The following is a 23765-nucleotide window of genomic DNA, read 5'->3' as shown; positions in this document are numbered from 1 at the left end:
GCTCCATTCCATGTAAAAAGCATTAATTTCTGTTATCGTATATGAGAGAGGATTTAAATACAATATATCAGCTTATTAAGAAAAACAAAACATGAATGAGGTTAACAGATGGATAAGGATATACATGCACAGTCAAAACAAACAGTAGCAAATCAAGCGTTATTAATAATAGGCATTGTATTTGTTGCTTTCAATTTACGACCAGCCATCACATCAGTTGGTCCGGTGATCGGTCTCATTCGAGCTGATTTGGAATTTTCCAATGGTGTAGCTGGTTTAATCACAACCCTTCCGCTTCTTGCTTTTGCAGCATTATCATTTCTCGCACCGAAAATTGGGCAAAGACTCGGTAATGAACTAGCGATCTTACTTGGCCTTATATTATTGACTATTGGGATAGTATTGCGTTCTCTCGGTTTTCCATTTATGCTTTTTGCTGGTACTGGGATTGCAGGCATTGGTATTGCTATTTGTAATGTTCTTTTACCTGGTATTGTAAAGCAACGATTTCCTACAAAGGTCGGTTTAATGACAGGATTATATACAGCATCGCTTGGTGGATTTGCTGCAATTGCATCTGGGATTAGTATTCCACTTGCAGTGAATATGGGATTTGGATGGAAAAATGCTCTTCTTGTATGGGCTGGTTTGGCCATTACGGCCTTTGTTATCTGGCTGCCACAAGTACGTAAGTATAGACGCGCCAAAAACTTACAAACAGATAGCGAATTATCGCCCCCACTTCCGTCCCTACTGCAATCAAAGCTAGCGTGGTATGTAACCTTTTTTATAGGATTACAGTCATTTCTATTTTACTGCGTGATCGCCTGGCTCCCTGAAATACTAATGAAGCAGGGTTTAAATGATACGGCGAGTGGATGGATGTTATCTCTTTTACAACTCTTTGGCTTACCTTTCTCATTTATTACACCTATCCTAGCTACAAAAGTGAAGAACCAAAGGGGCATTGTCATTGTCATCGCTTTAACGTATATAACAGCTTTTATAGGGTTGGTTTTAGACGGGAACGCGAGTTTGACGATACTTTGGATTCTACTAATAGGAATAGCGCAAGGCGCAGGATTCAGTTTAGCTCTTACCTTTTTTGTATTAAGAACGGTTAGTAGTGATCAGGCATCTGCATTATCGGGAATGGCACAATCACTTGGCTATCTTTTAGCTGCAGTTGGTCCGATTTTTATTGGCATGTTATTTGATCAAACAGGCTCTTCGACAGCGCCGTTATATACGTTTGTGTCTATAGCGGTAGCTATGCTGATAGCCGGTCTTGGTGCGGGTGCCGGATTAATCACTCATTTAAAGAAGTAAAACAAATATCTACTAAAGGATGTTTAAAAAAGCGGCGTAGTTTTTTTACAGGAATTCCTTTTCCTTCTTAGAGGATGTTCGAAAAGTCCAAATGATAAACACCCTATTTGATTTCCAACAAAGAACGAAATATGAAGAGGTGAAGACAATGAGCAGAAAAGAAATTGAATATAAAATTCTCGATTTGAAAACAGATTATGTAAGGCTTCAGCAAGATTTGGAGAAGCTTGAGTATGTAAAAGGTAATTTGCATCCACTTGAAAAACAATTGGCAGGGATGGAAGAAGAATTGCGAGTATTGAATAAGCAATTGGATGAGCTTGAACATTAAAAATATGTTTAGAAATAGATTCGAGTCGCCTATCTAACGCTGAAAAGCAGATAGGCGACTTTTTTCATTTTTAACTTAAGATGGGGTATCGGATTCACTTTATATCTTTGAAATGATATTTTAGTAATTTTATATGTATGATTGACATATAATTTTAAAGAAGTTACAATCAAGGCAAGAAATAAAGCTTGTGAGGGTGATTTTGTGTTAGAGAACTTATCTACAGAAAAAAGAAGTAATAAGACAATGCATTTAGATAAAATGAGTACAAAAGAAATTCTCCAAATAATGAACAAGGAGGATAGTACCGTTCCAGCTGTTATTGCTAAAGAAATAGAAAGTATTGATCAAGTCATTCAAAATGTTATTCATTCTTTCAAACGAGGCGGTCGTTTAATTTATATAGGTGCAGGAACTAGTGGAAGACTTGGGATACTCGATGCTGTGGAATGTGTGCCGACATTTGGTGTTTCAACTGAAATGGTCCAGGGCTTTATTGCAGGTGGTATGAAAGCGTTCACGGTTGCTGTGGAGGGAGCTGAGGATGATGTCGAATTAGGTAGGAAAGATCTTCAATCCATTTCCCTAACAGAGAAAGACACTGTCATTGGGATAGCGGCAAGCGGCAGAACACCTTATGTGATTGGAGCGCTTCAATATGCAGGGGAGGTTGGGGCGAAAACGGCCGCAGTTTCCTGCAATAAAGATGCAGCAATAAGTAAGTACGCGGATATTGCTATTGAGGTGGAAACCGGACCTGAAGTGTTAACAGGTTCCACAAGATTAAAAGCTGGAACAGCACAAAAGCTTGTTTTAAATATGATTTCAACGGCATCAATGATCGGGATTGGAAAGATATATGAAAATTTAATGGTTGATGTACAGGCGACAAATCAAAAATTGGCTGAACGTGCCAAGAGAATCATTATGGATGCTACCCAAGTCGATTACGCAATGGCTGAGGAATATTATGAAAATGCTCAATATCAAGTTAAAACTGCAATCGTCATGATCCTACTTAAGTGTTCTTATAATGAGGCAGTAAAAAAGCTAGATTCAGCTGATGGTTTTATCCGAAAGGCAATATAATATTTTTTTAATGGGGGATCAAAATGAAAAAACATCAGAGACTGGCTCAGGATATTTTAGATTATGTTGGTGGAAAAGAAAATATTCTAAAGATTTCTCATTGTATGACGCGTTTGCGTTTAGCATTGAAAGATGATAGTAAAGTTAGCATGGACGCTTTGAAAAGGGTAGATGGAGTAATGGGTGTGATTGAAGACGAAACTCTGCAAATTGTCGTCGGACCGGGTACCGTCAATAAAGTAGCTGCGGAAATGAGTAGTATAACGGGGATGACCATCGGCGAGGAAGCACTGCCAGGCGATCTTACTTTTAGTGAAAAAGCTGCATTAGATCGTATGGATAGAAAAGAAAAAAATAAGACACCGTTTAAACAACTGCTCCGTAAAATTGGTAATATTTTTATTCCGCTAATTCCAGGACTTGTTGCATCAGGGATCATTAACGGTGTGGCAAACTTTGCAAAAAATGCTGAATATGGTATTGGTACGACATGGATGCAAATCCTACTCTTACTAGGAAGTGGAATTTTTACGTATCTTGCTATCTTAGTAGGTTGGAATACAGCAAAAGAATTTGGTGGAACACCTGTATTGGGTGCGATCGCTGGGGCGTTCTTGTTTAACCCATTACTTGCTGACATCGTTATTTATGGAGAGCCACTCGTTGTGGGGCGCGGAGGATTATTCGGAGTTATTTTTGCAGCATGGTTAATGACGGTCGTAGAAAAGCGGGTTCGCTCGTTTATGCCTGGATCAGTTGATATTATATTTACTCCTTTAATAACTTTGCTGGCTGTTGGCTTTTTCTCCCTTTATGCGGTTGTCCCAGTTGCTGGGTTATTGTCTGACGGGATCACTATAGGATTAAATATGATTCTAGATGTTGGAGGGGTTTTTGCAGGTGCATTGCTCGCAGGCTTTTTCTTACCACTTGTCATGGTTGGCCTCCACCATGGTCTGACACCGATTCATTTAGAGCTAATTGAGACATTTAACAGTACAGCATTGCTTCCTATCTTGGCTATGGCAGGTGCGGGTCAAGTTGGTGCAGCAATTGCAATTTTCGTTAAAACGAAAAATAAACGCCTACGGAATATTATTAAAGGTGGTCTCCCAGTTGGCTTCCTCGGAATTGGAGAACCATTGCTATATGGGGTAACATTACCACTTGGCCGCCCATTTGTCACTGCTTGTTTAGGAGCGGCTGTAGGCGGTGCATTTCAAGCAGTGATGAAAACGGCTGCACTCGGAATTGGTGTATCAGGGGTCTCTTTGATTCCATTGATTGCGGATAATAAATATTTATTTTACTTCCTAGGTCTGCTCCTTTCTTATGTATTCGGTTTCATATTCACATACTTGTTTGGTTTTAAAGAAGAGATGGCGGACGGAATTTAACTAGTTACAGAAAAGGGTGCTATTCTCCTTCAGCTTGTAAAGAAACCCTCTTTTTCGAAAAGTTCAAATTCGAGGGAGGGTTTTTTATTTGAAATACCAAATGTAACAAGAATTGAGTTTATAAACCCAATCACTCCCTACAAGTAGTTCGCTGAGTGGCCATAAAAGAGTCTGAGTGGTCAGTAAATTCCCTGAGTGGCTCATAAAAGAGTCTGGTGGCCAGTAAATTTCCTAAGTGGCTCATAACAGAAGCTAATCGGCCAATTACACGCAAAGGCATAAGCAAAATCACTGATAAATGTGTAATTACCGCATATTCATTCATTTGAATGAGCAGGGCTAGAGTTTATTCAATAGGATAGCTTAAAATACGGTGAAAGTGATTCAATAGCTAGTAATGTGATTCATAATTAGAAAACCATTTCAGATGGAGTACAGCTAGTTAAGTGTTCCACGAGTGGCGAGTATTGTACCTTAATGAATATAAGGTTGTGTACTTTCTCGAAAGCCTGAGGGAGCTAGGCCCCCTTTTTAACCCTTTTTTTATGCAAATGCGGGAATAAAAAGGGTAAAAAACGAGTGGAATAACACGTTTTTTCTGATTGTTCTCTCGCACATCATTTACGAGCCACTCACATGCATTTATTTACTGATGACTCGCGCAGCTAACAAGTCACTGACGCACAAATACAGGCGGCTAAAGCTGATTTCCTGTCCGCTCATATTTATACTAATTCGTTTCCACATATATAATTTACTATCGGATTGCTAAGATAGTTTAAATTTCCGTACTAAATCGTTTAACTGTTCCGCTAACGTAGATAGCTCGTCTGAACGATCAGCTACTTCTTCCATAGAACTACTTACCTGTTGTGATGTAGCAGAAGTTTGTTCTACACCTGCTGAAGCCTCTTCGGAAATTGCTGCTATTTCCTGAATGGCCGAATTGATCCCTTCACTCTCATCCGAGATATTGGATAGATTTCCAATGACGATATTGATACTGCTAACCATTTTGATTAATGCAATATGTATATGTTCGAATGTCTCTGAAGTAGCTTGGATTTGATTTGTTCCTTGTTCCACTTCTTTATAGTTGCTTAGTAATGAGTCTGATACGATATTTGATTCCTTTTGGATGTTATTTACAATATCTGTAATCTCTAATAATGAGAGAGATACCTGCTCTGCAAGCTTTTTGACCTCGGCCGCCACAACAGAAAATCCTTTGCCATGTTCTCCAGCTCTTGCAGCTTCAATCGCTGCATTGAGTGCTAAAAGATTTGTTTGATCTGCAATATCTTTTATAACGGAAATTAATTTTGTGATTTCTTGAGAATGAGCATTTAAACCTTGTACTTTTTGCACGGCCTCCTGGACGATAAGATCGATTTTAGACATTTGGCCTTTTGACAATTTTATTAATTGGCTACCTTTTTCTGTGAATTTATTTACTTGATCGGAAGTTTGCTGAATATGTTCACCATTTACATTTGCTTCATGAATTTCTAAAATAAAATTTGCCATGATCGAAGACAATTCATTCGTACTATTAGCTTGCGCTTCTGATCCAGTTGCTAGTTCCTGCATTGTGATTGCTATTTGTTCAGATCCAGTCTGAACCTCATTCGTAGATTGAGTTAGTTCCTCACTATGGTTATTTACTGTTGCAGATACGATATTGATTTTATTCAGTAATTCTCTTGTATTATGGCTCATTTCATTAACAGCTGCTACAAGTTGACCTACTTCATCTTTTGTTTTAGATTCCAATGGTTTATGGCTAAGATCACCATCCGCAACTAATTCCATTCGTTTTGTAACTGCTCTTATCGGAGTGGTAATCAAACTAGATGTAATAAGTGCTGCTAATATACCTAGAAGTATAACGAGAATGGACACTGCCATTCCTACAAGTAATGTTGTCTTTCCACTTGTAATACTACTTTTCCCATTTTCGTCAATGGATACTTCTCTAAATGTTGCCATCTCTTCAAGACTATCTAAAATGTCACTTGCAATTGGTTGGATATATTCTGATTTTTCAATGGCTAAATCTTTGAAGCCTTGATCATATACATTAAATACATCATTTATAACAAGTTCTCCCCATTTGTTGTTACGGTTAATTAGGGTTTGAACTTCCTCTTCATTACTCATCTTCAAAATCATTTCTTGATAATTCTTACTCTCATCTGTTAACACGATAAATTTTTCCTTAAATTCACTGTCTCCATACAAAAGATAACTACGTTCTAGAACGATTCTTTGAGCCAAGTTTAAAGCCAGCTTTTCATCTGCAATTAACAGTGGGAGTTGTTTATTTACAATTGTTTTTGCTTGTTGATTCATCTTATTAATAGAGAAAAAGTTAAAGGTACTTAATAGGAGAACAAGTAAAATAACTAGAGAGAAGCCGAATAAAATTTTCATTTTTATACTTTTAAAGCTAAAACGTTTCATTTAATATACACCTCTTGTTTAATAGATTATGATCTTAGCCTTTACCGATTTTTTAAATGCGGATCAGTATCTCATATAAGTTAGAACGTAACCGGTAGTTATATATATCAGGATATTAATAGAACACCTGTAACTCAAAATTAGGATTGTTATTAACTTTATTAGCGCTTACAAGGAGATGAATAAAGTATTATTAATACAATCTTTTAGTCGGAATTGTAGAAGGTCTTTCAAAGTGGATGGCAGTTTACAGTATGTTTACCTTAACTTGGAGTGTCATATGAGAATGCAGGTAATGGTTAGTAAATAAAATCGGTGTTCTCGCAGGTTGTAGTTTGTTACTTCGCGGGACTTTTAGACTGAACCTTTTGTTACATGATAATAGGGTATAGTTTTTCATAATTCAACAAATTTGCTATTTTTTACAAAGTAATTACACTAAATGTAAGTAAAACGCACTATAATAATAACAAGAAGAAATCTGTCTATGAAATCAGAAAAGTAATATGAGTAGTAATACAATTTCTAATTGTATGATGGTGAATAGTTACCGTTGAAATTGTACATCTCTTTAAAATTAATATGTGTTTATTTACCTTTAATAGGCTGTTTACAAAAACAGTATATAACGGGACGTTAGAGACTTCTTTTACAAAGTGATTGATTTGTAAGTGGTTTCATAATATAGTATAAATGAAATATTATTTTATTCTTAATATTGTATTTATAAAATATAGTTTTGTATAAGTGCGAACCTAGAGGCAAAGGAGGAAAAAAGTATGAACTATACCATTGGAATTGATGCAGGCGGTACAAAAACGACTGGACTGATTATCGATGATCAAAAAAATATTGTTTTCCAGATCGAAACTGGATTTGGTAACCCTAATGTTCATTTCGATGATGCGTTAGCAAATGTATGGGGAGCAGTTTCCGCTTGTCTATCAAGTGAATTTGGTATTAGTTGCAAAAGGATAGTCGCTGGAATTGCTGGGATTGAAGCAGCAGGGAATAGAGAGAGATTTTCTGAATTTTTTAAAGGAAATACAGATTTACCAGTTACTTTTGTGAATGATGCAGTGCTTGCCTATCATGCTCTACTTGGTGAAGCCAATGGGATTTTAACGATTGCTGGTACAGGTTCGATTTCTTATGGTGTGAATGGAGAAAATGAAGGATATTCCGGAGGATGGGGACATTTACTGGGTGATTCAGGTAGCTCATATGATATTGCCATCAAAGTCTGTCAGCAAATAACGGAAGAGTTTGATCGTGGGTTACCATATTCGAAATTGTCACAAGCAATCTTACAGGAAATTGGGATCAAAGAAGCACCAGAGTTAAAAGGCTTTATTTATAATGCTTCAAAAGGTGAGATTGCTTCACTTTCTTACCAGGTTTTTATAGAAGCGGAAAAAGGAAATGAGTTTGCCAAACAGTACTTTTATCATGCTGGACGTGATTTAGCTAAACAGACAGCATGGTTATATAAAAAGCTACAATTAGATTCACCTTTAAAAATTGCATGTAAAGGATCGCTTTTGGAAAAAAACTCATATGTTCAATCACAGTTTAAGTCAACACTTCGAAAAAGCGCAGGTAAGCTTGACCTCATAATGAATGATCTTTCACCGGCAATTGGGGCAGCAACCATCGCTTCCATGGAAAGGGTAAATTATCAGAAAAGATTAAAGTGAAACAGACTGCATTTCAAAGAGGAGTAGATGATGTTAGATAACTTAAGTAAATATGTAGTAGGCCTGATGTCAGGTACATCATTAGATGGAATTGATGCCGCTTTAGTAAAAATAACCGGAAAAGACCATTCACTTCGTGTAGAACTCATTAGTTTTTCATCACTACCATTTACATCTGATATGAAGGACAAATTAGTAGAACTATGTGTGCCTGAAACATCGAGATTACAAGATATCTCGGGCATGAATGTTCTTCTGGGCAAATTATTTGCGGAAGCTGCATTAAATGTCATCGTAAAATCAGGGTTAACACCAAAAGATATTTTACTCATTAGTTCACATGGGCAGACGATTTTCCACCAGCCATACTCGGTTTCGATTGCTGGTCATAACGTGGCATCCACCCTGCAAATTGGTGATATCAGCGTTATTGCTGAAAGGACAGGGATTATAACTGTTGGAGATTTTAGGCCACGTGATATGGCAGCTGGAGGGCAAGGTGCGCCATTGGTGCCCTATGCAGATTATTTACTCTTTAAAGAAAAGAAGTATGGCCGCGTACTTGTAAATATCGGTGGAATCGCGAATATAACGGTACTTCCAGAGAATTGTTCCGAAACAGAAGTTATTGCCTATGATACCGGTCCGGGAAATATGCTTATCGATGCATTTACGAACTGGGCAACGGACGGAAACCAATTGTATGACAAGGAGGGTTCTTTAGCAGCCTTAGGTAAAGTTAATAAAAGCTGGTTACAACAATTACTGCAGCATGATTATTTTAAACTCTCGCCTCCGAAGAGTACAGGTAGGGAATTGTTTGGTACTGACTTTGCAAAAATATTATGGGATGAGGCGGAAAAAAGTCATGTGAGCAATGTCGATAAAATGGCAACTATTACTGATTTAACTGCGATTACTATTGTTCAAGAGATTGTTAAATTCGTAGAAAAAGGAAAAATAGCTGAGGTTTTAATTAGTGGTGGAGGGAGATATAATCATACCCTCATGAAGCAGATTTCTAATCACCTTCCTCAAAAAATCACTGTAAAAGGAACAGAGGATTATGGTATGCCATCTGACGCAAAGGAGGCGATTGTTTTTGCTTTGTTAGGTTATCAATGTTATTACAAAACACCAAATAACCTTCCATCTGCAACTGGTGCTAAACATTCAGTCGTTATGGGGAAAATGGCGTGGTAACTTTTTTAAGGAGGACAGAATTTTGCTGCTCAGAATAGAAAAATAGCATGTGATCCAGTTATTCTTAGATTACTTTCATTTTAGACGAAAGTTTGAAATTAATAATCAAATAGAATAAAAAATTTATAAATTATTGTTTCATTTTTCTGGAGATATATGTATAATATCAATTAGAGGTAATTATCTGACTACTTTATAAGAGTAAGGAGAGCGATTAGTGAAGCTTATTCAAATTGATATTAGTAGAATAAAAGAATTAGTAACCATTTGGAATGACGAATTAGCAGAACAGTTTCCGATGAGAGAAGAACTACTTATTCAGAATAGCGTTCAAGATGAGAATGTTTTTTTTCCAGGATCACAAATGGCAATAAATGAAGATGATGAATTACTTGGCTTTATTGTAAGTAAGCGCTGGCAAGAGGAGCTACCTCTCAATATAGGTTCACACATCGGATGGATTCAAGTGTTGCTCGTTCGTTCAAAGTATCGAAACCAAGGCATTGGTACTTTTTTATTAGAACATGCTGAAAGCGCTTTAAAGAAGGATGGTGCTTCAGAGATTTTACTGGGTAGAGATCCATGGCATTACTTCCCGGGAATTCCAACAGAATATGGACAATGTGCAAAGTGGTTTGAACGAAAAGGTTATAAATGCAGCCCTAATGAATACGACTTAATAGCGGAATACGATCACACAGACGTAGTTGTAAAACCGGAGATCGATGAGGTGGAGGCGGTTATTTTAACGGAGGATGAACAAGATGTCTTCCTACAATTCTTGCACAGAGTATTCCCGGGTAGATGGGAGTATGAAGCCATTCATTATTTTAAAAAAGGCGGAACTGGACGAGAATTTGTTGTGTTAAAAAAAGATGGGAATATCATTGGATTTTGTAGGATTAATGACTCTGAATCACCGATGATTGCGCAAAACGTTTATTGGGCACCTATATTTGCTGAACCGCTTGGTGGGATTGGTCCGCTAGGAATTGATCAAAACGAGCGTGGAAATGGTTATGGACTTGCGGTAGTACAAGCAGGTATTTATTTCTTAAGAACTAGGAATATCAAGCGAATTGCGATTGATTGGACGGGACTAGTTGATTTTTATGGGAAATTAGATTATCAAGTGTGGAAAGGGTATCAAAAATATAGCAAACAATTAGGAAACAAAATAGCATCAAATTAAAACTAGACACCATGGTATAGGAAGGCGTGTGGAAATGAAAGTCAACCTTTCGAAGTTAACGACAGAACAAGTAAATGAGGAAACGAAAAATATTGACCGGCTTTCGACGGTTGAAATGGTTACGTTGATGAACAAAGAAGATGGGAATGTAATCAATGCCGTGAATGCGGTTTTACCTGAGGTAGCGGGTGCAATTGATATCATTTACCAAGCGTTTAAAAAAAGTGGTCGACTATTTTATGTTGGGGCTGGAACAAGTGGCAGACTTGGAGTGCTAGATGCAGCGGAATGCCCACCAACATTCTATACGCCACCTGAGATGGTTCAAGGGCTTATTGCAGGAGGAAATGGTGCGATGTTCGTTGCTGTTGAAGGTGCAGAGGACGACATAGAAGGCGGAAAAAGAGATTTATTTGAAAAGGAACTAACGGATCGTGATGTCGTAGTTGGGATTGCGGCCAGCGGACGAACACCTTATGTAATAGGGGCATTACAATATGCTAATAAAGTTGGAGCAGCAACGATAGCTCTTTCATGTAATAGTGAAGCAAAAATGAGCCAATTCGCAAATCATCCTATTGAAGTAGTCGTCGGGCCAGAAGTGTTAACAGGATCTACGAGGTTAAAAGCAGCAACTGCACAAAAGCTGGTTTTGAACATGTTTACGACAGTTTCGATGATCAAGCTAGGTAAAGCGTATGAAAATTTGATGGTTGATTTGCATCCAAGTAATAAGAAGCTGGTTGAGCGCGCTAAAAATATGGTGATGGCGATTACGGATAAGACTTATGAGGAGGCAGAGGCTGCATTAATAGAAACAAATTTAAAGGTGAAACCTGCGATCGTGATGTTGGAAGCAGATGTTTCCTATAAAGATGCAATATTAGCCATTGAGGAATCAGAAGGATTTGTGCGTAAAGCGATATCCATAGCTAGGAAGGAGCAAATCAAAGATGGAGACCCATGTTCGTCGTTTCCTCGCTAATGAGATAGATCAAGGAAATATACCAGGTGCAGCAATCTACATTTCGCATCAAAGCGTTAAGTTACTGGAAACATCCATTGGCTACCGCTCATTGACACCAACGAAAATATCTTTAAATGATAATACAATCTTTGATATTGCATCGTTAACGAAAATCGTGTCAACAATGATTGCTTGTTTACAACTAATAGATAAAGGTGAAATTAGGCTAGATGATAAAGTTGCCTACTTTATTCCTGAATTTCAGGCAAATGGTAAAGCAGAAATTACCATCAAGCATCTACTTACACATACATCTGGTTTGCCAGCGCATCGTCCGTTTTATAAGGATACATTAAACATGAAACAAATTACGGACAGAATCTGTGCTGAAAAGCTTGTTTCTCCAATTGGTAGTAAGGTAGTTTATAGTGATTTAGGATTCATATTATTATCCTTCCTAATTGAAAAGATCACAGAGAAGCAATTTAGTGATTATGTGTCAGATGAAATTTTTAATCCTTTAAGCATGCAGGAAACAGGCTTTAATCTTCCGTTTAGTAAAGATCGCTTTGCAGCGACGGAGTATAGTGAGACACTGAATGATTTTAAATACGGAGTCGTTCATGATGAGAATGCGGAAGCAATGGGTGGGATAAGTGGACATGCGGGTATATTTTCAACTATTCAAGATTTGGCTAAATTCACTTCAATGATTGAAAATGATGGTGTTTTTAAAGGTAAGAGCATTATCTCGAAAGGCGCGTTGGAATTATCTAAACGGAATTTCTCTTCATTTGATCAAGAGGCAAGAGGATTAGGTTGGCAAATCAAAAGTGCAGGTGCATTGTCTTGCGGTGATTTATTTTCCGAACACTCTTATGGACATACAGGTTTTACAGGAACGAGTATTTGGTTTGATCCTGAAATACAACTACATGTCATATTATTAACAAATCGAGTACATGCCCCAAACAAGCAAGCAATTTTACGTTTAAGACCGAGGCTACATAATTTGATCCGATCCTACTTTTAAAGGAAGTGTATAGAATATGAAAAATAAATTTCATATTATGATTGTTGGTGCACATTGTGGTGATGCAGAAATTCAGGCCGGTGCAATTGCCCATAAATATGCAAAAGCAGGACATGAGATAACCTTCCTGCATTTAACCGCAGGAGAAAAAGGAAATCCTCCAGGAGTCTCGGTAGAAGACTATCGGCAACAAAAAGTGGAAGAAGCAGAAAAAGTGGCCGAGATATTAGGTGGAAAAAGTATCACTTTGGATTATAAAGATGCCGAGCTAAAACTGGATGATGAAATCGTAACCAAAGTCGCAACGATTATGAGGGAATTAAGACCTAATCTCGTCATTACTCATTGGGAGAACAGTATTCACCCTGACCATGCATTATGTCCAAGAATTATTCAAGCAGCACAGTTAAAAGCGGGTCTACCAGGATTTAACTTAGAGGGATTGGCACCACATTATTATGGTTATTTACATAGTGAAAATTGGGAGGATATGGAGGAATATGTTCCCGACATTTATGTCGACGTTTCCGAAGAGTTTGATACATATCTAGAAGCATTATCGCAATATTGGTTCATTATGAATTCTTCTTCCTTCCGTTATTACGATTATTATCAAGCATTAGGAACGGTGAGAGGTTGTGTAAACCGAACAACATATGCCCAAACTCTTAAATACCCAACAGGAGGAAATGTAAGAAAAGGAGTGACCATCCCTGGATTGGAGCTTTAAATTTTCGAATTCATTCAAGTTACCTTGAGAGTAAGCGCTTGCTGTTGAAGTGGGATTTAAGGGGGTGAATGGGAAAAACATGCTGTTTTATCGTTAAACATATAATCAAGGGGGAAAAAACTTGAAAAAACTAGCGTTTATGATGATTGCCTTATTATTAGTTTTTGCGGGATGTAGCAGTAAAGAATCAGGTGGAGATGGGAAAGGCAAGAAAAAGGGCGGGAAAGATGTAATTACGGTTTGGTCCTATCCGCATTATCAGGAAAATCCTGAAACAGACCAAAAGAGCTATGAACAACATCTTGTTGAGCTTATAAAAGAAGTAGAAGCAGATAATCCAGGAATAGAAGTAAAACATGAAATCTTATCATGGGCAGAAGGTGCAAAAAAGTTTGACGTTGCACTGAATTCAGGAAACCCACCTGATATTTTCTTTTCTGTTATGGAACCAAAATATATTGAAACAGGGCTTGCTGTACCATTAGATGATTATCTTGACGATAAAGACTTGGAAGACCTTGAACCATTCGCAAAAGACAACTTTTCTAGTGATGGAAAACTATGGGCTGTTTCTCAATGGATTTCTATCCATACATGGGGCGGCAATAGGGCGATGATGGAGGCAGCTGGTGCAGATGTTAACAAAATCATGAAAGACGGCTGGACGTGGAAAGAATTTTATGATATCGCTGACAAAATATCACAAACAAAAAATAAAGCCGGTAAAAAAGTATATGGATTTGCTACACAAGGTAAAGATGAGGAAACATTTGTTCATTTAATGAGAAATAATGGCGTTGAAAAAACAATTTCAGAAGATGGTGTGTTCCACTGGAATGATAAGAAGGCGGTAGAAACACTGGACTTCATTAAAGGAATGATGGACAAAGATGTAATGCCAAAAGAAACAGCAGGTATTGATTCACAAAAGGTAATTGATATGTTTGCTGCTGAAGAAGTAGGCATTTACGGACGTACAGGTCCATACCAAGTAAGATTTAACGATAACCGCAATGCGGAAATTGATGCTGGAAAAACGAAAGGCGAGAAAATTGATTTTGTCTTGCTACCATTCCCACATAATGAAGGTGAAAAGGAAGTAGCAACCGGCGGTGGTGGCGGAATGTGGCTCTTTAAGCAAAAGAATTATAAAGGCGATGAGCACACAGAGAATGCTGCGAAGGTATTGAAACATATTACTGGTACGAAATCGAGTATAACGGCTGCAACAATGTTTATTCCACCTGCAAGAAAATCTGGGCAGGAAATGTATAGCGATTTGCTTCAACTTGAAACAGATAACGGACAATTTATTCAAAGAACATTAGATTATGTTGTTCCTGGAGCTATCCTTGATCCAGAGCTTGCACAAAAATCAGCCAAGGTTTTAAATGACGGAATTAAACCGAAGTTTCAAGGATTCCTAGCAGGCGAGCTTTCAGCTGAAGAAGCAGTTGAGCAATGGACAAAAGTAGCTGATGATGTTTTAAAATAAGGGAATGTCAGCAATAAAGTAGATGAAATGAGGCTGTTTTACATAATAAGTTTCGATACTTATTCGTGAGCCTCATTCTTCTTCATTGGTATTTCGTCAAAAGGAGATGAATCTATGGCCTCCACTGTAGAAAAGAAACAAAGCAATAGGTCATGGGATAACTTTAAACAAATGATGAAGGATTATGGATGGTGTTATGCGTTTATTGCCTTGCCCTTCCTCTTGTTTCTCGTTTTTACTGTTTATCCTCTTATTACGGCTTTTATCATGAGTTTTCAGGAATATGGCATTCTTGAATCGAAATATATTGGACTAGATAATTATAAATATTTAATGGGTAATGAAATTTTTTGGAAGTCTATGAAAAATACAGCTATCTATACACTTGGTACTGTTCCAGTGAATATTGTTATTACTTTATTTTTAGCAATGATGATTTTTCCAATTAATAAGCGCTCGCAGACATTTTTTAAAGCGTCCTTTTATTTGCCTGCTGTTACATCAGGAATTACGATGTCACTCATTTGGTTGTGGATGTTCGATCCGACTCAATCCGGTCTCATGAATATCGTATTGGGATGGATGGGCTTTGATCAGCAACTCTGGCTCGCAAGTTCTAAATCATCGCTATTCTCCATTATGCTTATGACGTATATTGGAGGACATGGAAGTGGGGTAATCTTATATTTAGCGGCAATGGGTGGAATACCAAAATCACTATATGAAGCTGCTGATATCGATGCAGCAAGCTGGTGGTCCAAACTAAAAAACATTACCTGGCCACTATTAAAACCGACAACACTGTATATGTTAATTACAGGCATTATCGGATCTTTCCAAGTTTTCGAAGCTACATATGTAATGACACAAGGTGGACCGAATTTCTCGACGACGACGATTGCATACTTAATCTATCAGCATGCTTTCGAGTACTATCAATTCGGACTTGCTGCTGCAGAATCATTTATTCTTGGCTTCGTTATCATTGTGATCTCTGTTTTACAATTTAAATATATGTCAAGTGACGTAGAATACTAGGGGGCATTGATATGGAGCTAAAACCAGCAACAGATACTCAATACCAGATCAAGCTCGATGAGAAAAAGGATTTACAAAGACAAACAATAAAAAAAATCGGCTTGATCATTATTTATATTTTCCTAGGGTTATGGGCTATCTTTACATTTGTTCCATTGTTATGGATGCTTAGCTCATCTTTCAAGGATTCATCGGCGATCACTGCTGTACCACCAGAATTATTCCCAACGAGACCAACTCTTGATGCATACCGACGGATTTTTGAAGTAGGTGGGCTTGGACGTTGGTTCTTAAATAGTACAATCGTTGCGGGGATTAGTACGATTATTAACGTGTTTTTTGCAGCGTTAGCAGGCTATGCCTTTTCCAAGTTGAAATTTCCCGGACGTAATGGAATATTCTGGGCCTTGCTTGCGTCAATGATGATTCCCGGTCAAGTTACACTTATTCCTTTATACATACTGGTCGTGAATACGTTCCAATTAGAAAATACTTATATAGGAATAATTGTACCGGGGATGATCAGTGTAGGCAGTATATTTTTAATGAAACAATTCATGAGTTCACTTCCAAGTTCTCTTATTGATGCTGGAAGGATTGATGCATGTAGTGAGTTCGGGATCTTCTGGAAAGTGATCTTGCCAATTTCAAAGCCGGGATTAGCTGTTTTAGGAATTTTTACTTTTGTAGCACAATGGAATAACTTTTTCTGGCCATTTTTGGTGACAAACACAAATAGTATGAGGACGTTGCAAGTCGGACTAACAAGTTTTAGATTTGAAAATATGCAAGACTACGGCGCAATGATGGCTGGAGCAGTGTGCAGTGCGGTACCAATGATAATCGTCTTCTTGGCGTTACAGAAGTATTTCTTGCGCGGGATCACAATCGGAGCTGTTAAAGGGTAGGAGGAACACTCATGGCAGAAGTTAAATTTGTAAATATTGTAAAAGAATTTGAAGATGAAAACAAAGGTAAGGTTCGAGCAGTAAATGACGCTAATTTTACTGTGAAAGATAAAGAGTTTTTAGTATTTGTAGGTCCATCAGGCTGTGGTAAAACAACGTCCTTGCGTATGGTGGCTGGTCTTGAGCGGCAAACGAGTGGGGATGTATATATTGGGGAACGACTTGTTAATAAAGTACATCCGAAAGACCGAGATATCGCAATGGTATTCCAAGACTACGCATTGTATCCACATATGACGATTAGGGAGAATCTTGGCTTTGGTTTAAAGAATTTAAAAACGCCTAAAGCAGAAATAGATTCGAAAATTAAAGAGGCGGCATCTATTTTAAGTATTGAAAACTTATTAGAACGTAAACCACGTGAACTTAGTGGAGGACAGAAGCAAAGAATAGCAGTAGGAAGGGCAATTGTTCGTAATCCGAGTGTATTTTTATTCGATGAGCCACTAAGTAATTTGGATGCCAAACTCCGTGTGCAAATGCGTGTAGAATTATCGGAGCTTCATAAGCGTCTTGGTGCAACGATTATTTATGTAACGCATGACCAGGTAGAAGCGATGACACTAGGTCAGAGAATTGTTGTCATGAATGGTGGAGAAATTCAACAAATCGCTTCGCCAGAAGATTTGTATGAAAATCCGAGCAATATGTTTGTAGCGGGATTTATTGGATCACCTCCAATGAACTTTATTAAGGCTCGATTGGATGGAAATAAATTGCATACAGCTACACATACATTTATTGTCCCAGATGATAAAGTTGTGATGTATAAGGAATATGATGGTGAAGAAGTCATATTCGGTATTCGACCTGAAGATATTCTGGCTACTCAATTGTTAAACAATCTACCAGAAAATAATGTGTTAACGACCAATTTAAAAGTAGTAGAACATTTAGGTGCGGAACTACTTATTTACTTTGATAATGGTGATGACCAAATTACGGGTAGAGTGAGTGCGGATGCGAAATTAAAAGCATTTAAACCTGTGCAGTTGTATTTTAACTTAAATAAAATGCAGTTATTTAATCCAGATACACAAGAAAGAATTTATTGAACTCATCGACAAAGCATCTGTTGATATTTAAAAATACACAAGAAAAAAAGGAACGGTGAACATCATGTTATCAATCAGTAAACTGCTTAAAAAAACTGGACATCAAATCTTTATGAATATGTTAACAGTCATGTGGGTGAGTGTGGGTTGGTCATTGTTTATCGTTCCTGTCGTATTTTTGCTTCCAATTCATTGGGCGGTTGTGTTTGTAGCGTTGACATTTGTCCCTGCAACTGTAGCGGTTTATGCCGTGATGAATCATGTTTTACAAAGAAATAAGGCCAAACTAATATCATTTCCTCGCTACTTCTTCTATTACTTTAAACGATCATGTTTGATGGGGATCATTTATTGTGTGGCAGTACTCATTCCTATTTCAGAATGGTGGTATTACGCAACAATTAATAACAGTTATTTAGTGTTTATCTTTGCGGTCTTTCAAACCTATTTATGTTTAACTTTTCTAGCTACACAGGTTTATGCTATCCCATTTTTAGTGCAGAAGGATCTGACAGCTTTTAAAGCAATGAATCAATCAATTAAGCATTTTATGAAACATACATGGTACACAATTGGATTATTTACTCAAATTCTGTCGGTGACAGCCCTTCTTTGCATCTCTGTAATTGGCTTCTTCCTGCTTTATATTGGAATGATGGCCGTTTTCGTTTTAAACGCAACAACCAATTTACAGTTTGAGAAAAAGGACGATAACGTATTTGAAGGGGTAGAACAACCTACTACTTAAGAAAATATGTAGGATATGGAAAGGTGTGAAATGGATGAAGCTTGGTCTCGATGTATTTTTAGAAAAATATGTGGAAAAGTTTATTGGGAAAAGAATCGGATTGGTCACGAATATGACTGGCGTAAATAGCCAGCTAGTACCAACAATTGATTTATTCTTTGGGCATCCAGATATTCAATTGACGGCACTTTATGGGCCAGAACACGGGATTCGTGGGGATGCAAAAGAAGGTCAAATAGTAGCCTCCTCTAAAGATCCTTACACAAAGCTTCCAGTCTACAGTTTATATGGTGAAACAAGAAAACCGAATAAGGAAATGCTTGATGATGTAGATGTTGTCGTTTTCGATTTACAAGATATTGGCACACGCTATTATACGTATATTTATACAATGGCTTACGTAATGGAAGCTTGTAAAGAGTTCGGAAAAGCATTCGTCGTACTTGATCGTCCTAATCCGATTTCTGGTGAAGCGGTAGAAGGGAATTTAGTGGAGAAAGACGTTCGATCATTTGTTGGACTGTATCCCATTCCAAATCGCCACGGAATGACAGTTGGAGAACTTGCTTTGTTATTTAACGAAGAGTTTTCTATTCGTTGTGATCTGACAGTTGTTCCGATGATTGGCTGGAAACGATCGATGTACTTTGATGAAACAGGATTATTCTGGGTACCACCATCCCCGAACTCGACTGGAATGGATATGAGCATTTTATATCCAGGTACATGCCTTGTGGAAGGAACGAATCTTTCCGAAGGACGTGGAACGACAAGGCCGTTTGAATATATTGGTGCTCCATATATTGAAGGATATAGATTGGCAAAGGTTTATAACGAAAAAAATGTACAAGGGGTTATAGCAAGACCTGTTTCGTTCATCCCTACGTATCAAAAGTTTAAGGATGAAGTATGTGAAGGTGTTCAGCTCCATGTTGTTGAGAGAAAATCTCTTCATTCCTTGGAAGCTGGCTTGGTACTTTTAGAAACGATTGCTGCCCTTTATCCCAATCAGTTTAAGTTTGTTCAACATGAAGATAAAAACAAATCATTCTTTGATTTGCTAGCTGGAACGAAGGCTTTAAAAGAACAAATATTATCTGGAAATAGTAAGCAGTTTTTAGCTAACTGTAATGAAGAACTATCTATATTTAATGAGAATAAAAAAGCATATCTACTTTATAATTAGGAGATGAGGGTTTGATCTTATTTCGCTGTTATCAATCTGGAGATGAAAGGGAAATTATAAGGCTTTGGAATGATTCGTTATTACTGGACCCGATCAACTCCGACAGATTTCGTAATCTTGTATTGCTAGATGCCAATTTTGATCCATCTGGGATGCAACTTGCTTTTAAAGCTGGTAAATTAGTAGGATGCGTCTATGCTGTGAGAAGATTATTACCAATGGTAGGTGCGGATCTAGAACCTGATAATGGCTGGATCCCCTTTTTCTTTGTCGATAAAAAGGAAAGGGGAAACAGCGTCGGTAAAAAACTAATGATGAGTGCATTGCAATTTTTAAAGGCAGAAGGAAGAAAATCGGTCTTCTTTGCCTCTTATGCTCCTAATTATATTTTGCCTGGTTTGGATGAAGCTGCGTATCCGGAAGGAATGAAGTTTCTCCATCAAATTGGCTTTGAGAAACTCTATTCCCCTGTAGCCATGCATCGCAATTTGATTGGCTATTCTTATCCGGAAGAAGTAATGTCATTAAAAAGGCAGCGAGAAATCGAAGGATATTCATTCGTAAATGTGGAGGATAAAGATTTATATGAATTAATCACATTCGCAAGTATCCAATTTAACCCTGACTGGGGGAGGGCGATCCGAGAAGGGATTTTGCGAAATCTCCCTTTACATCGTATTCTTATTGTAAAGCAAGGAGTGAATATAGTAGGATTTTGTTTATACGGAGGATATGAGGGCATTCCTGAGCGCTTCGGTCCTTTTGGTGTGGATCCGTCTCAACAAGGAAAAGGATTGGGGAAGGTCTTATTATATGAAGCTTTGAAAAACATGCGTGCGGAAGGATTACATGGTGCTTGGTTTTTATGGACTGGAGAAAAGACATCCGCCGGTTATTTATATAAAAAGGCAGGATTTGAAATCACACGCCAATTTCACGTAATGAAAATAACAGTTAATGGGTGAGGTGAGGTTTCATGGCATTTGCTATGGGCGGATTGGTAATGATTTCTGAAATGGTAGAAACACTACCACCTTCCGAAAGAAAAATTGCAGAATATATATTAAAACATCCACGAGAAGCGATTTCGATGACAGCGAGTGAACTTGGTAAGCAAAGTTCGACAAGTAGTGCTGCTGTGATTAGATTATGTAAATCGCTCGATTTAAAAGGTTTCCAAGAATTAAAGTTAAGGGTTGCTGGTGATTTACAAAAGACACAAACACAAGGATTTCGGGATATTGAACCGAATGAATCAAAATACTCGATCATAGAAAAGATGACATTCAACAGTATCCAAACAATCCGAGAAACGTCGGAATTAATAAGCACGGATGAGCTAACCAAAGCAATTGAAGTTCTCCAAAAGGCAAAGTCGATCCACTTTTTCGGTGTCGGCGCTTCAGGTATTATTGCACAAGACGCGCAACAGAAATTCTTAAGAATTAATAAAAATGCGACTGCATTTAGTGATGCGCATATGGCGGCAACGATTGTTGCAAATGCAAAAGAAGAAGATGTCGTAGTTGGGATATCTTTTTCGGGAAAAACATTTGAAGTGGCGAAAATCTTAGAATTAGCTAATCGGCATGGGGCGAAAACAATTAGTCTAACAAAGTATGGAACATCGCCTGTCTCAGAACAAGCGGATATTCGCCTATACACTTCGGCGACGCGGGAACCTGCTTTTAGAAGTGGTGCGACATCATCGAGAATTGCTCAATTACAAGCAATCGATATTATTTTTATGTGTGTTGCATCCAAACAATATGAAGAAGCAGTCACGTATATTGACGAAACGAGAGAAGCGATCGAGTTTATGAGAAAAGGCGTGCGCGCCCGTAAAAATAATTGAGGGAAACGGACCCACATTGTGTGGGTTTTTTACTTTCTAATGACTTTATTCTTCTTAGGTGAACGAAACATTATTATTTTTTAAAAATAAAAGTGTTATAATCAACGAGGAACACCTGGTAGTGACAACATGATGTCAATAGTGTATATCGCTTTGTTAGGATTCGAAGTTAAAATGATTTGTCATAACAATGAAAGTACTATGAATATTAAAATCTTATTATATAACTGAATATCCTTTTAATATAAGCTTTATGTAAGTGCTTTCATTATAAATTAGGGGGATACATAAGTGAAGAAACAATTTAAGTTTTATTCAATGCTAGTTGTAATTTTAATATTAAGTTTTACTCTTCTAGCTTGTAGTAAAAGTGGTAGTTCATCGAATGCTAAGAAGGACAGTGAGAAAGTCGCTAATCTGGGAGAATTACCTGAGAAGTTTGATGAAGAAGTGACACTTACAACTGTAAGACATGTTGCTGGAGATATAAATTTTAGAAAAGGTGAAACCATTGATGATAATGTAATGACACAATGGGCAAAAGATAAATTTAATATGAATATTAAATATCTATGGACAACAAGCGGTCCACAAGATGCCTTTACAACAAAAATGAGACTTGCTCTTTCTGCTAATGAGGAAATGCCAGATCTTATTGCTTTGCGTGATAATGTAACAGAGGATCTAATTGATTCTAAAAGATTTATGCCAGTTGGGGAATTATTCGAGAAGTATGCGTCCGATACATGGAAAAAAGCGATGGATGAGGACCCGACTGTATGGAATTCATTTATACGTGATGGGGAGAAGTATGCAATCCCGATTCTTGATTATTCAATGAATGGAGATCCTGTTTTATTTATTAGAGAAGATTGGATGAAAAAACTAAATCTTGAAGCCCCAAAGACATTAAACGATTTGGAAAATGTGATGGATGCCTTTGCTAACGAAGATCCGGATGGAAATGGTAAAAAGGATACTTTCGGTCTAACAATTGGTTTTAAGAATAATCTAAATGCTTGGATGAGTGATGCTGGATGGGTGTTTGGAGCCTATGGAGCAATGCCGAACCAATGGAATGAGACAGAGGATGGACAACTCGAGCACGGTTCTACAAATCCCGCAGTAAAAGAAGGACTTGCCAAATTAAATGAATGGATGGAAAAAGGATATATTCATAGAGAGTCTGGATTATGGGATGAAACAAAGGCTTCAGAATTGTTTACATCTGGGCGGGCAGGAATTATTGCAGGTCCTCACTGGATGGCTGGTTGGCCATTAAGTGATGTGAAGAATAATGTTGAAGGGGCGGAGTTTAAAGCTTATTCAATTCCAACAGGTCCCGATGGAAAAGCGGGCCGTCATGGTACATTTAATTATAATGGCGCTGTCTTAATAAACAAAGAAGCAGATCCAGAATCAATTAAAGCTTTCTTTGTTTATCAGAATTATTTATTTGAAAACTTTGCAAATCCGCAAGCTGGTAGTGAATTTGAATATGGATTTGCAGAGGGCTACGATTATGTAATGGTGGACGGAGAGCCATCTACAGAAGTACCGGATGGTTTAGTAAATCCAGGGAAGTATTCTTTAACTTTTGATGTTGCACGTATTCCATCATTGGCGATGGATACTTTATACAAACTAGCAAATGGAGCAGAAGCAGAAACACCGTTTGAAAAAGTGCGCAAGCGTAGTGCTGATAACACACCTGAAGTATACGAAGCAGCAAAGATTGTAGTGGATCAGAAAGATATTACTATGCCAAGCATGTTTACTGGAGCTCCAACAGCAACAATGAAATCTCGTGGTCAGGCACTTGATAAGATCCTAGATGAAGGATTTAATAAAATCATTTATGGTGATCTACCAATTAGTGAGTTTGAAACGATTATTGATAAATGGAAAACTTCTGGCGGGGACAAAGTAACAGAGGAAGTAAACGAATGGTATAAGTCAGTTCAATAAAGTGTGATAACCGGGTCACGA

At 37.6% G+C, this 23765-nt stretch carries 20 protein-coding genes and 1 pseudogene; 19 read left to right on the top strand and 2 right to left on the bottom strand.

From position 1 onward, the window contains the following. Positions 1 to 108: 108 nt before the first annotated feature. From MHB53_RS14630 to MHB53_RS14615, 4 genes are all read left to right on the top strand, one after another. Positions 109 to 1329 carry a CynX/NimT family MFS transporter gene (locus tag MHB53_RS14630; protein WP_340919644.1) on the top strand — a complete coding sequence of 407 codons (1221 nt, stop codon included), beginning with the start codon at positions 109 to 111 and terminating at the stop codon, positions 1327 to 1329. A 148-nt stretch (positions 1330 to 1477) separates the two neighbouring features. Beyond that, positions 1478 to 1660, top strand: coding sequence for an SE1832 family protein (locus MHB53_RS14625; protein WP_340919642.1), 183 nt, complete (start codon positions 1478 to 1480; stop codon positions 1658 to 1660). Positions 1661 to 1864: 204 nt separating this feature from the next. Next, a complete protein-coding gene (murQ, locus tag MHB53_RS14620; protein ID WP_340919640.1) occupies positions 1865 to 2749 on the top strand; it encodes an N-acetylmuramic acid 6-phosphate etherase in 885 nt (294 codons plus the stop codon). A 23-nt stretch (positions 2750 to 2772) separates the two neighbouring features. Next, positions 2773 to 4146, top strand: a complete 1374-nt coding sequence (locus tag MHB53_RS14615) for a PTS transporter subunit EIIC (protein WP_340919638.1) — start codon at positions 2773 to 2775, stop codon at positions 4144 to 4146. 768 nt (positions 4147 to 4914) lie between these two features. Here MHB53_RS14615 and MHB53_RS26420 read toward each other — a convergent pair. Continuing rightward, entirely contained in the window at positions 4915 to 5736 is an 822-nt protein-coding gene (locus tag MHB53_RS26420; protein WP_445661525.1) for a methyl-accepting chemotaxis protein, read from the bottom strand. A gap of 123 nt (positions 5737 to 5859) precedes the next feature. After that, positions 5860 to 6054, bottom strand: a pseudogene (locus MHB53_RS26415) (HAMP domain-containing protein); the annotation flags it as partial. A gap of 1334 nt (positions 6055 to 7388) precedes the next feature. On the opposite strand from MHB53_RS26415, the gene MHB53_RS14605 reads away from it, so the two are divergent. The 15 genes from MHB53_RS14605 (at position 7389) to MHB53_RS14535 (ending at position 23744) form a co-directional block, all read left to right on the top strand. Then, the gene (locus tag MHB53_RS14605; RefSeq protein WP_340919635.1) at positions 7389 to 8306 is read left to right on the top strand and encodes a BadF/BadG/BcrA/BcrD ATPase family protein; all 918 of its coding nucleotides are present in this window, start codon (positions 7389 to 7391) and stop codon (positions 8304 to 8306) included. 27 nt (positions 8307 to 8333) lie between these two features. After that, positions 8334 to 9509, top strand: coding sequence for an anhydro-N-acetylmuramic acid kinase (locus MHB53_RS14600; RefSeq protein ID WP_340919633.1), 1176 nt, complete (start codon positions 8334 to 8336; stop codon positions 9507 to 9509). Positions 9510 to 9726: 217 nt separating this feature from the next. After that, positions 9727 to 10701, top strand: coding sequence for a GNAT family N-acetyltransferase (locus tag MHB53_RS14595; RefSeq protein ID WP_340919630.1), 975 nt, complete (start codon positions 9727 to 9729; stop codon positions 10699 to 10701). A gap of 34 nt (positions 10702 to 10735) precedes the next feature. Next, positions 10736 to 11686: an N-acetylmuramic acid 6-phosphate etherase gene (gene murQ / locus MHB53_RS14590; RefSeq protein WP_340919628.1), complete on the top strand. Its 951-nt coding sequence runs from the start codon at positions 10736 to 10738 to the stop codon at positions 11684 to 11686. Then, positions 11655 to 12701, top strand: coding sequence for a serine hydrolase domain-containing protein (locus MHB53_RS14585; protein WP_340919626.1), 1047 nt, complete (start codon positions 11655 to 11657; stop codon positions 12699 to 12701). Before murQ (MHB53_RS14590) ends, MHB53_RS14585 begins: the two co-directional genes overlap by 32 nt. A gap of 16 nt (positions 12702 to 12717) precedes the next feature. Beyond that, entirely contained in the window at positions 12718 to 13431 is a 714-nt protein-coding gene (locus MHB53_RS14580; RefSeq protein ID WP_340919624.1) for a PIG-L deacetylase family protein, read from the top strand. 121 nt (positions 13432 to 13552) lie between these two features. After that, a complete protein-coding gene (locus MHB53_RS14575) occupies positions 13553 to 14926 on the top strand; it encodes an ABC transporter substrate-binding protein (protein WP_340919622.1) in 1374 nt (457 codons plus the stop codon). A gap of 114 nt (positions 14927 to 15040) precedes the next feature. Then, a complete protein-coding gene (locus MHB53_RS14570) occupies positions 15041 to 15964 on the top strand; it encodes a carbohydrate ABC transporter permease (RefSeq protein WP_340919619.1) in 924 nt (307 codons plus the stop codon). A gap of 11 nt (positions 15965 to 15975) precedes the next feature. Next, on the top strand, positions 15976 to 16872 hold the full coding sequence (locus MHB53_RS14565) for a carbohydrate ABC transporter permease (RefSeq protein WP_340919617.1): 897 nt from the start codon (positions 15976 to 15978) through the stop codon (positions 16870 to 16872). Positions 16873 to 16883: 11 nt separating this feature from the next. Continuing rightward, entirely contained in the window at positions 16884 to 17987 is a 1104-nt protein-coding gene (locus MHB53_RS14560) for an ABC transporter ATP-binding protein (RefSeq protein WP_340919615.1), read from the top strand. A 64-nt stretch (positions 17988 to 18051) separates the two neighbouring features. Beyond that, positions 18052 to 18735 (top strand): hypothetical protein, encoded by a 684-nt coding sequence (locus MHB53_RS14555; RefSeq protein ID WP_340919614.1) that lies wholly within the window; start codon positions 18052 to 18054, stop codon positions 18733 to 18735. Positions 18736 to 18769: 34 nt separating this feature from the next. Further along, positions 18770 to 19921, top strand: a complete 1152-nt coding sequence (locus MHB53_RS14550) for an exo-beta-N-acetylmuramidase NamZ family protein (RefSeq protein ID WP_340919611.1) — start codon at positions 18770 to 18772, stop codon at positions 19919 to 19921. 11 nt (positions 19922 to 19932) lie between these two features. Further along, a complete protein-coding gene (locus MHB53_RS14545; RefSeq protein WP_340919609.1) occupies positions 19933 to 20886 on the top strand; it encodes a GNAT family N-acetyltransferase in 954 nt (317 codons plus the stop codon). A gap of 11 nt (positions 20887 to 20897) precedes the next feature. Beyond that, positions 20898 to 21776 carry a MurR/RpiR family transcriptional regulator gene (locus tag MHB53_RS14540; RefSeq protein ID WP_340919607.1) on the top strand — a complete coding sequence of 293 codons (879 nt, stop codon included), beginning with the start codon at positions 20898 to 20900 and terminating at the stop codon, positions 21774 to 21776. Between the two features lie 291 nt (positions 21777 to 22067). Beyond that, on the top strand, positions 22068 to 23744 hold the full coding sequence (locus MHB53_RS14535) for an extracellular solute-binding protein (protein ID WP_340919605.1): 1677 nt from the start codon (positions 22068 to 22070) through the stop codon (positions 23742 to 23744). The last annotated feature ends 21 nt before the right edge of the window (positions 23745 to 23765 follow it).

The sequence above is a fragment of the Bacillus sp. FSL K6-3431 genome (assembly GCF_038002605.1).
In the GTDB taxonomy this organism is placed as follows: Bacteria; Bacillota; Bacilli; order Bacillales; family Bacillaceae_C; genus Lederbergia.
This window is presented reverse-complemented; position numbering and strand designations above follow the sequence as displayed.

Excerpts from the sequence above, each read along its gene's own strand:
- MHB53_RS14585 (WP_340919626.1), top strand. The coding sequence starts at position 11,655 with ATGGAGACCCATGTTCGTCGTTTCCTCGCTAATGAGATAGATCAAGGA.
- MHB53_RS14630 (WP_340919644.1), top strand. The coding sequence starts at position 109 with ATGGATAAGGATATACATGCACAGTCAAAACAAACAGTAGCAAATCAA.
- MHB53_RS14540 (WP_340919607.1), top strand. The coding sequence starts at position 20,898 with ATGGCATTTGCTATGGGCGGATTGGTAATGATTTCTGAAATGGTAGAA.
- MHB53_RS14605 (WP_340919635.1), top strand. The coding sequence starts at position 7,389 with ATGAACTATACCATTGGAATTGATGCAGGCGGTACAAAAACGACTGGA.
- MHB53_RS14600 (WP_340919633.1), top strand. The coding sequence starts at position 8,334 with ATGATGTTAGATAACTTAAGTAAATATGTAGTAGGCCTGATGTCAGGT.
- MHB53_RS14625 (WP_340919642.1), top strand. The coding sequence starts at position 1,478 with ATGAGCAGAAAAGAAATTGAATATAAAATTCTCGATTTGAAAACAGAT.
- MHB53_RS26420 (WP_445661525.1), bottom strand. The coding sequence starts at position 5,736 with ATGCAGGAACTAGCAACTGGATCAGAAGCGCAAGCTAATAGTACGAAT.
- MHB53_RS14580 (WP_340919624.1), top strand. The coding sequence starts at position 12,718 with ATGAAAAATAAATTTCATATTATGATTGTTGGTGCACATTGTGGTGAT.
- MHB53_RS14570 (WP_340919619.1), top strand. The coding sequence starts at position 15,041 with ATGGCCTCCACTGTAGAAAAGAAACAAAGCAATAGGTCATGGGATAAC.
- murQ (WP_340919628.1), top strand. The coding sequence starts at position 10,736 with ATGAAAGTCAACCTTTCGAAGTTAACGACAGAACAAGTAAATGAGGAA.
- MHB53_RS14615 (WP_340919638.1), top strand. The coding sequence starts at position 2,773 with ATGAAAAAACATCAGAGACTGGCTCAGGATATTTTAGATTATGTTGGT.
- MHB53_RS14550 (WP_340919611.1), top strand. The coding sequence starts at position 18,770 with ATGAAGCTTGGTCTCGATGTATTTTTAGAAAAATATGTGGAAAAGTTT.
- MHB53_RS14555 (WP_340919614.1), top strand. The coding sequence starts at position 18,052 with ATGTTATCAATCAGTAAACTGCTTAAAAAAACTGGACATCAAATCTTT.
- MHB53_RS14560 (WP_340919615.1), top strand. The coding sequence starts at position 16,884 with ATGGCAGAAGTTAAATTTGTAAATATTGTAAAAGAATTTGAAGATGAA.
- MHB53_RS14565 (WP_340919617.1), top strand. The coding sequence starts at position 15,976 with ATGGAGCTAAAACCAGCAACAGATACTCAATACCAGATCAAGCTCGAT.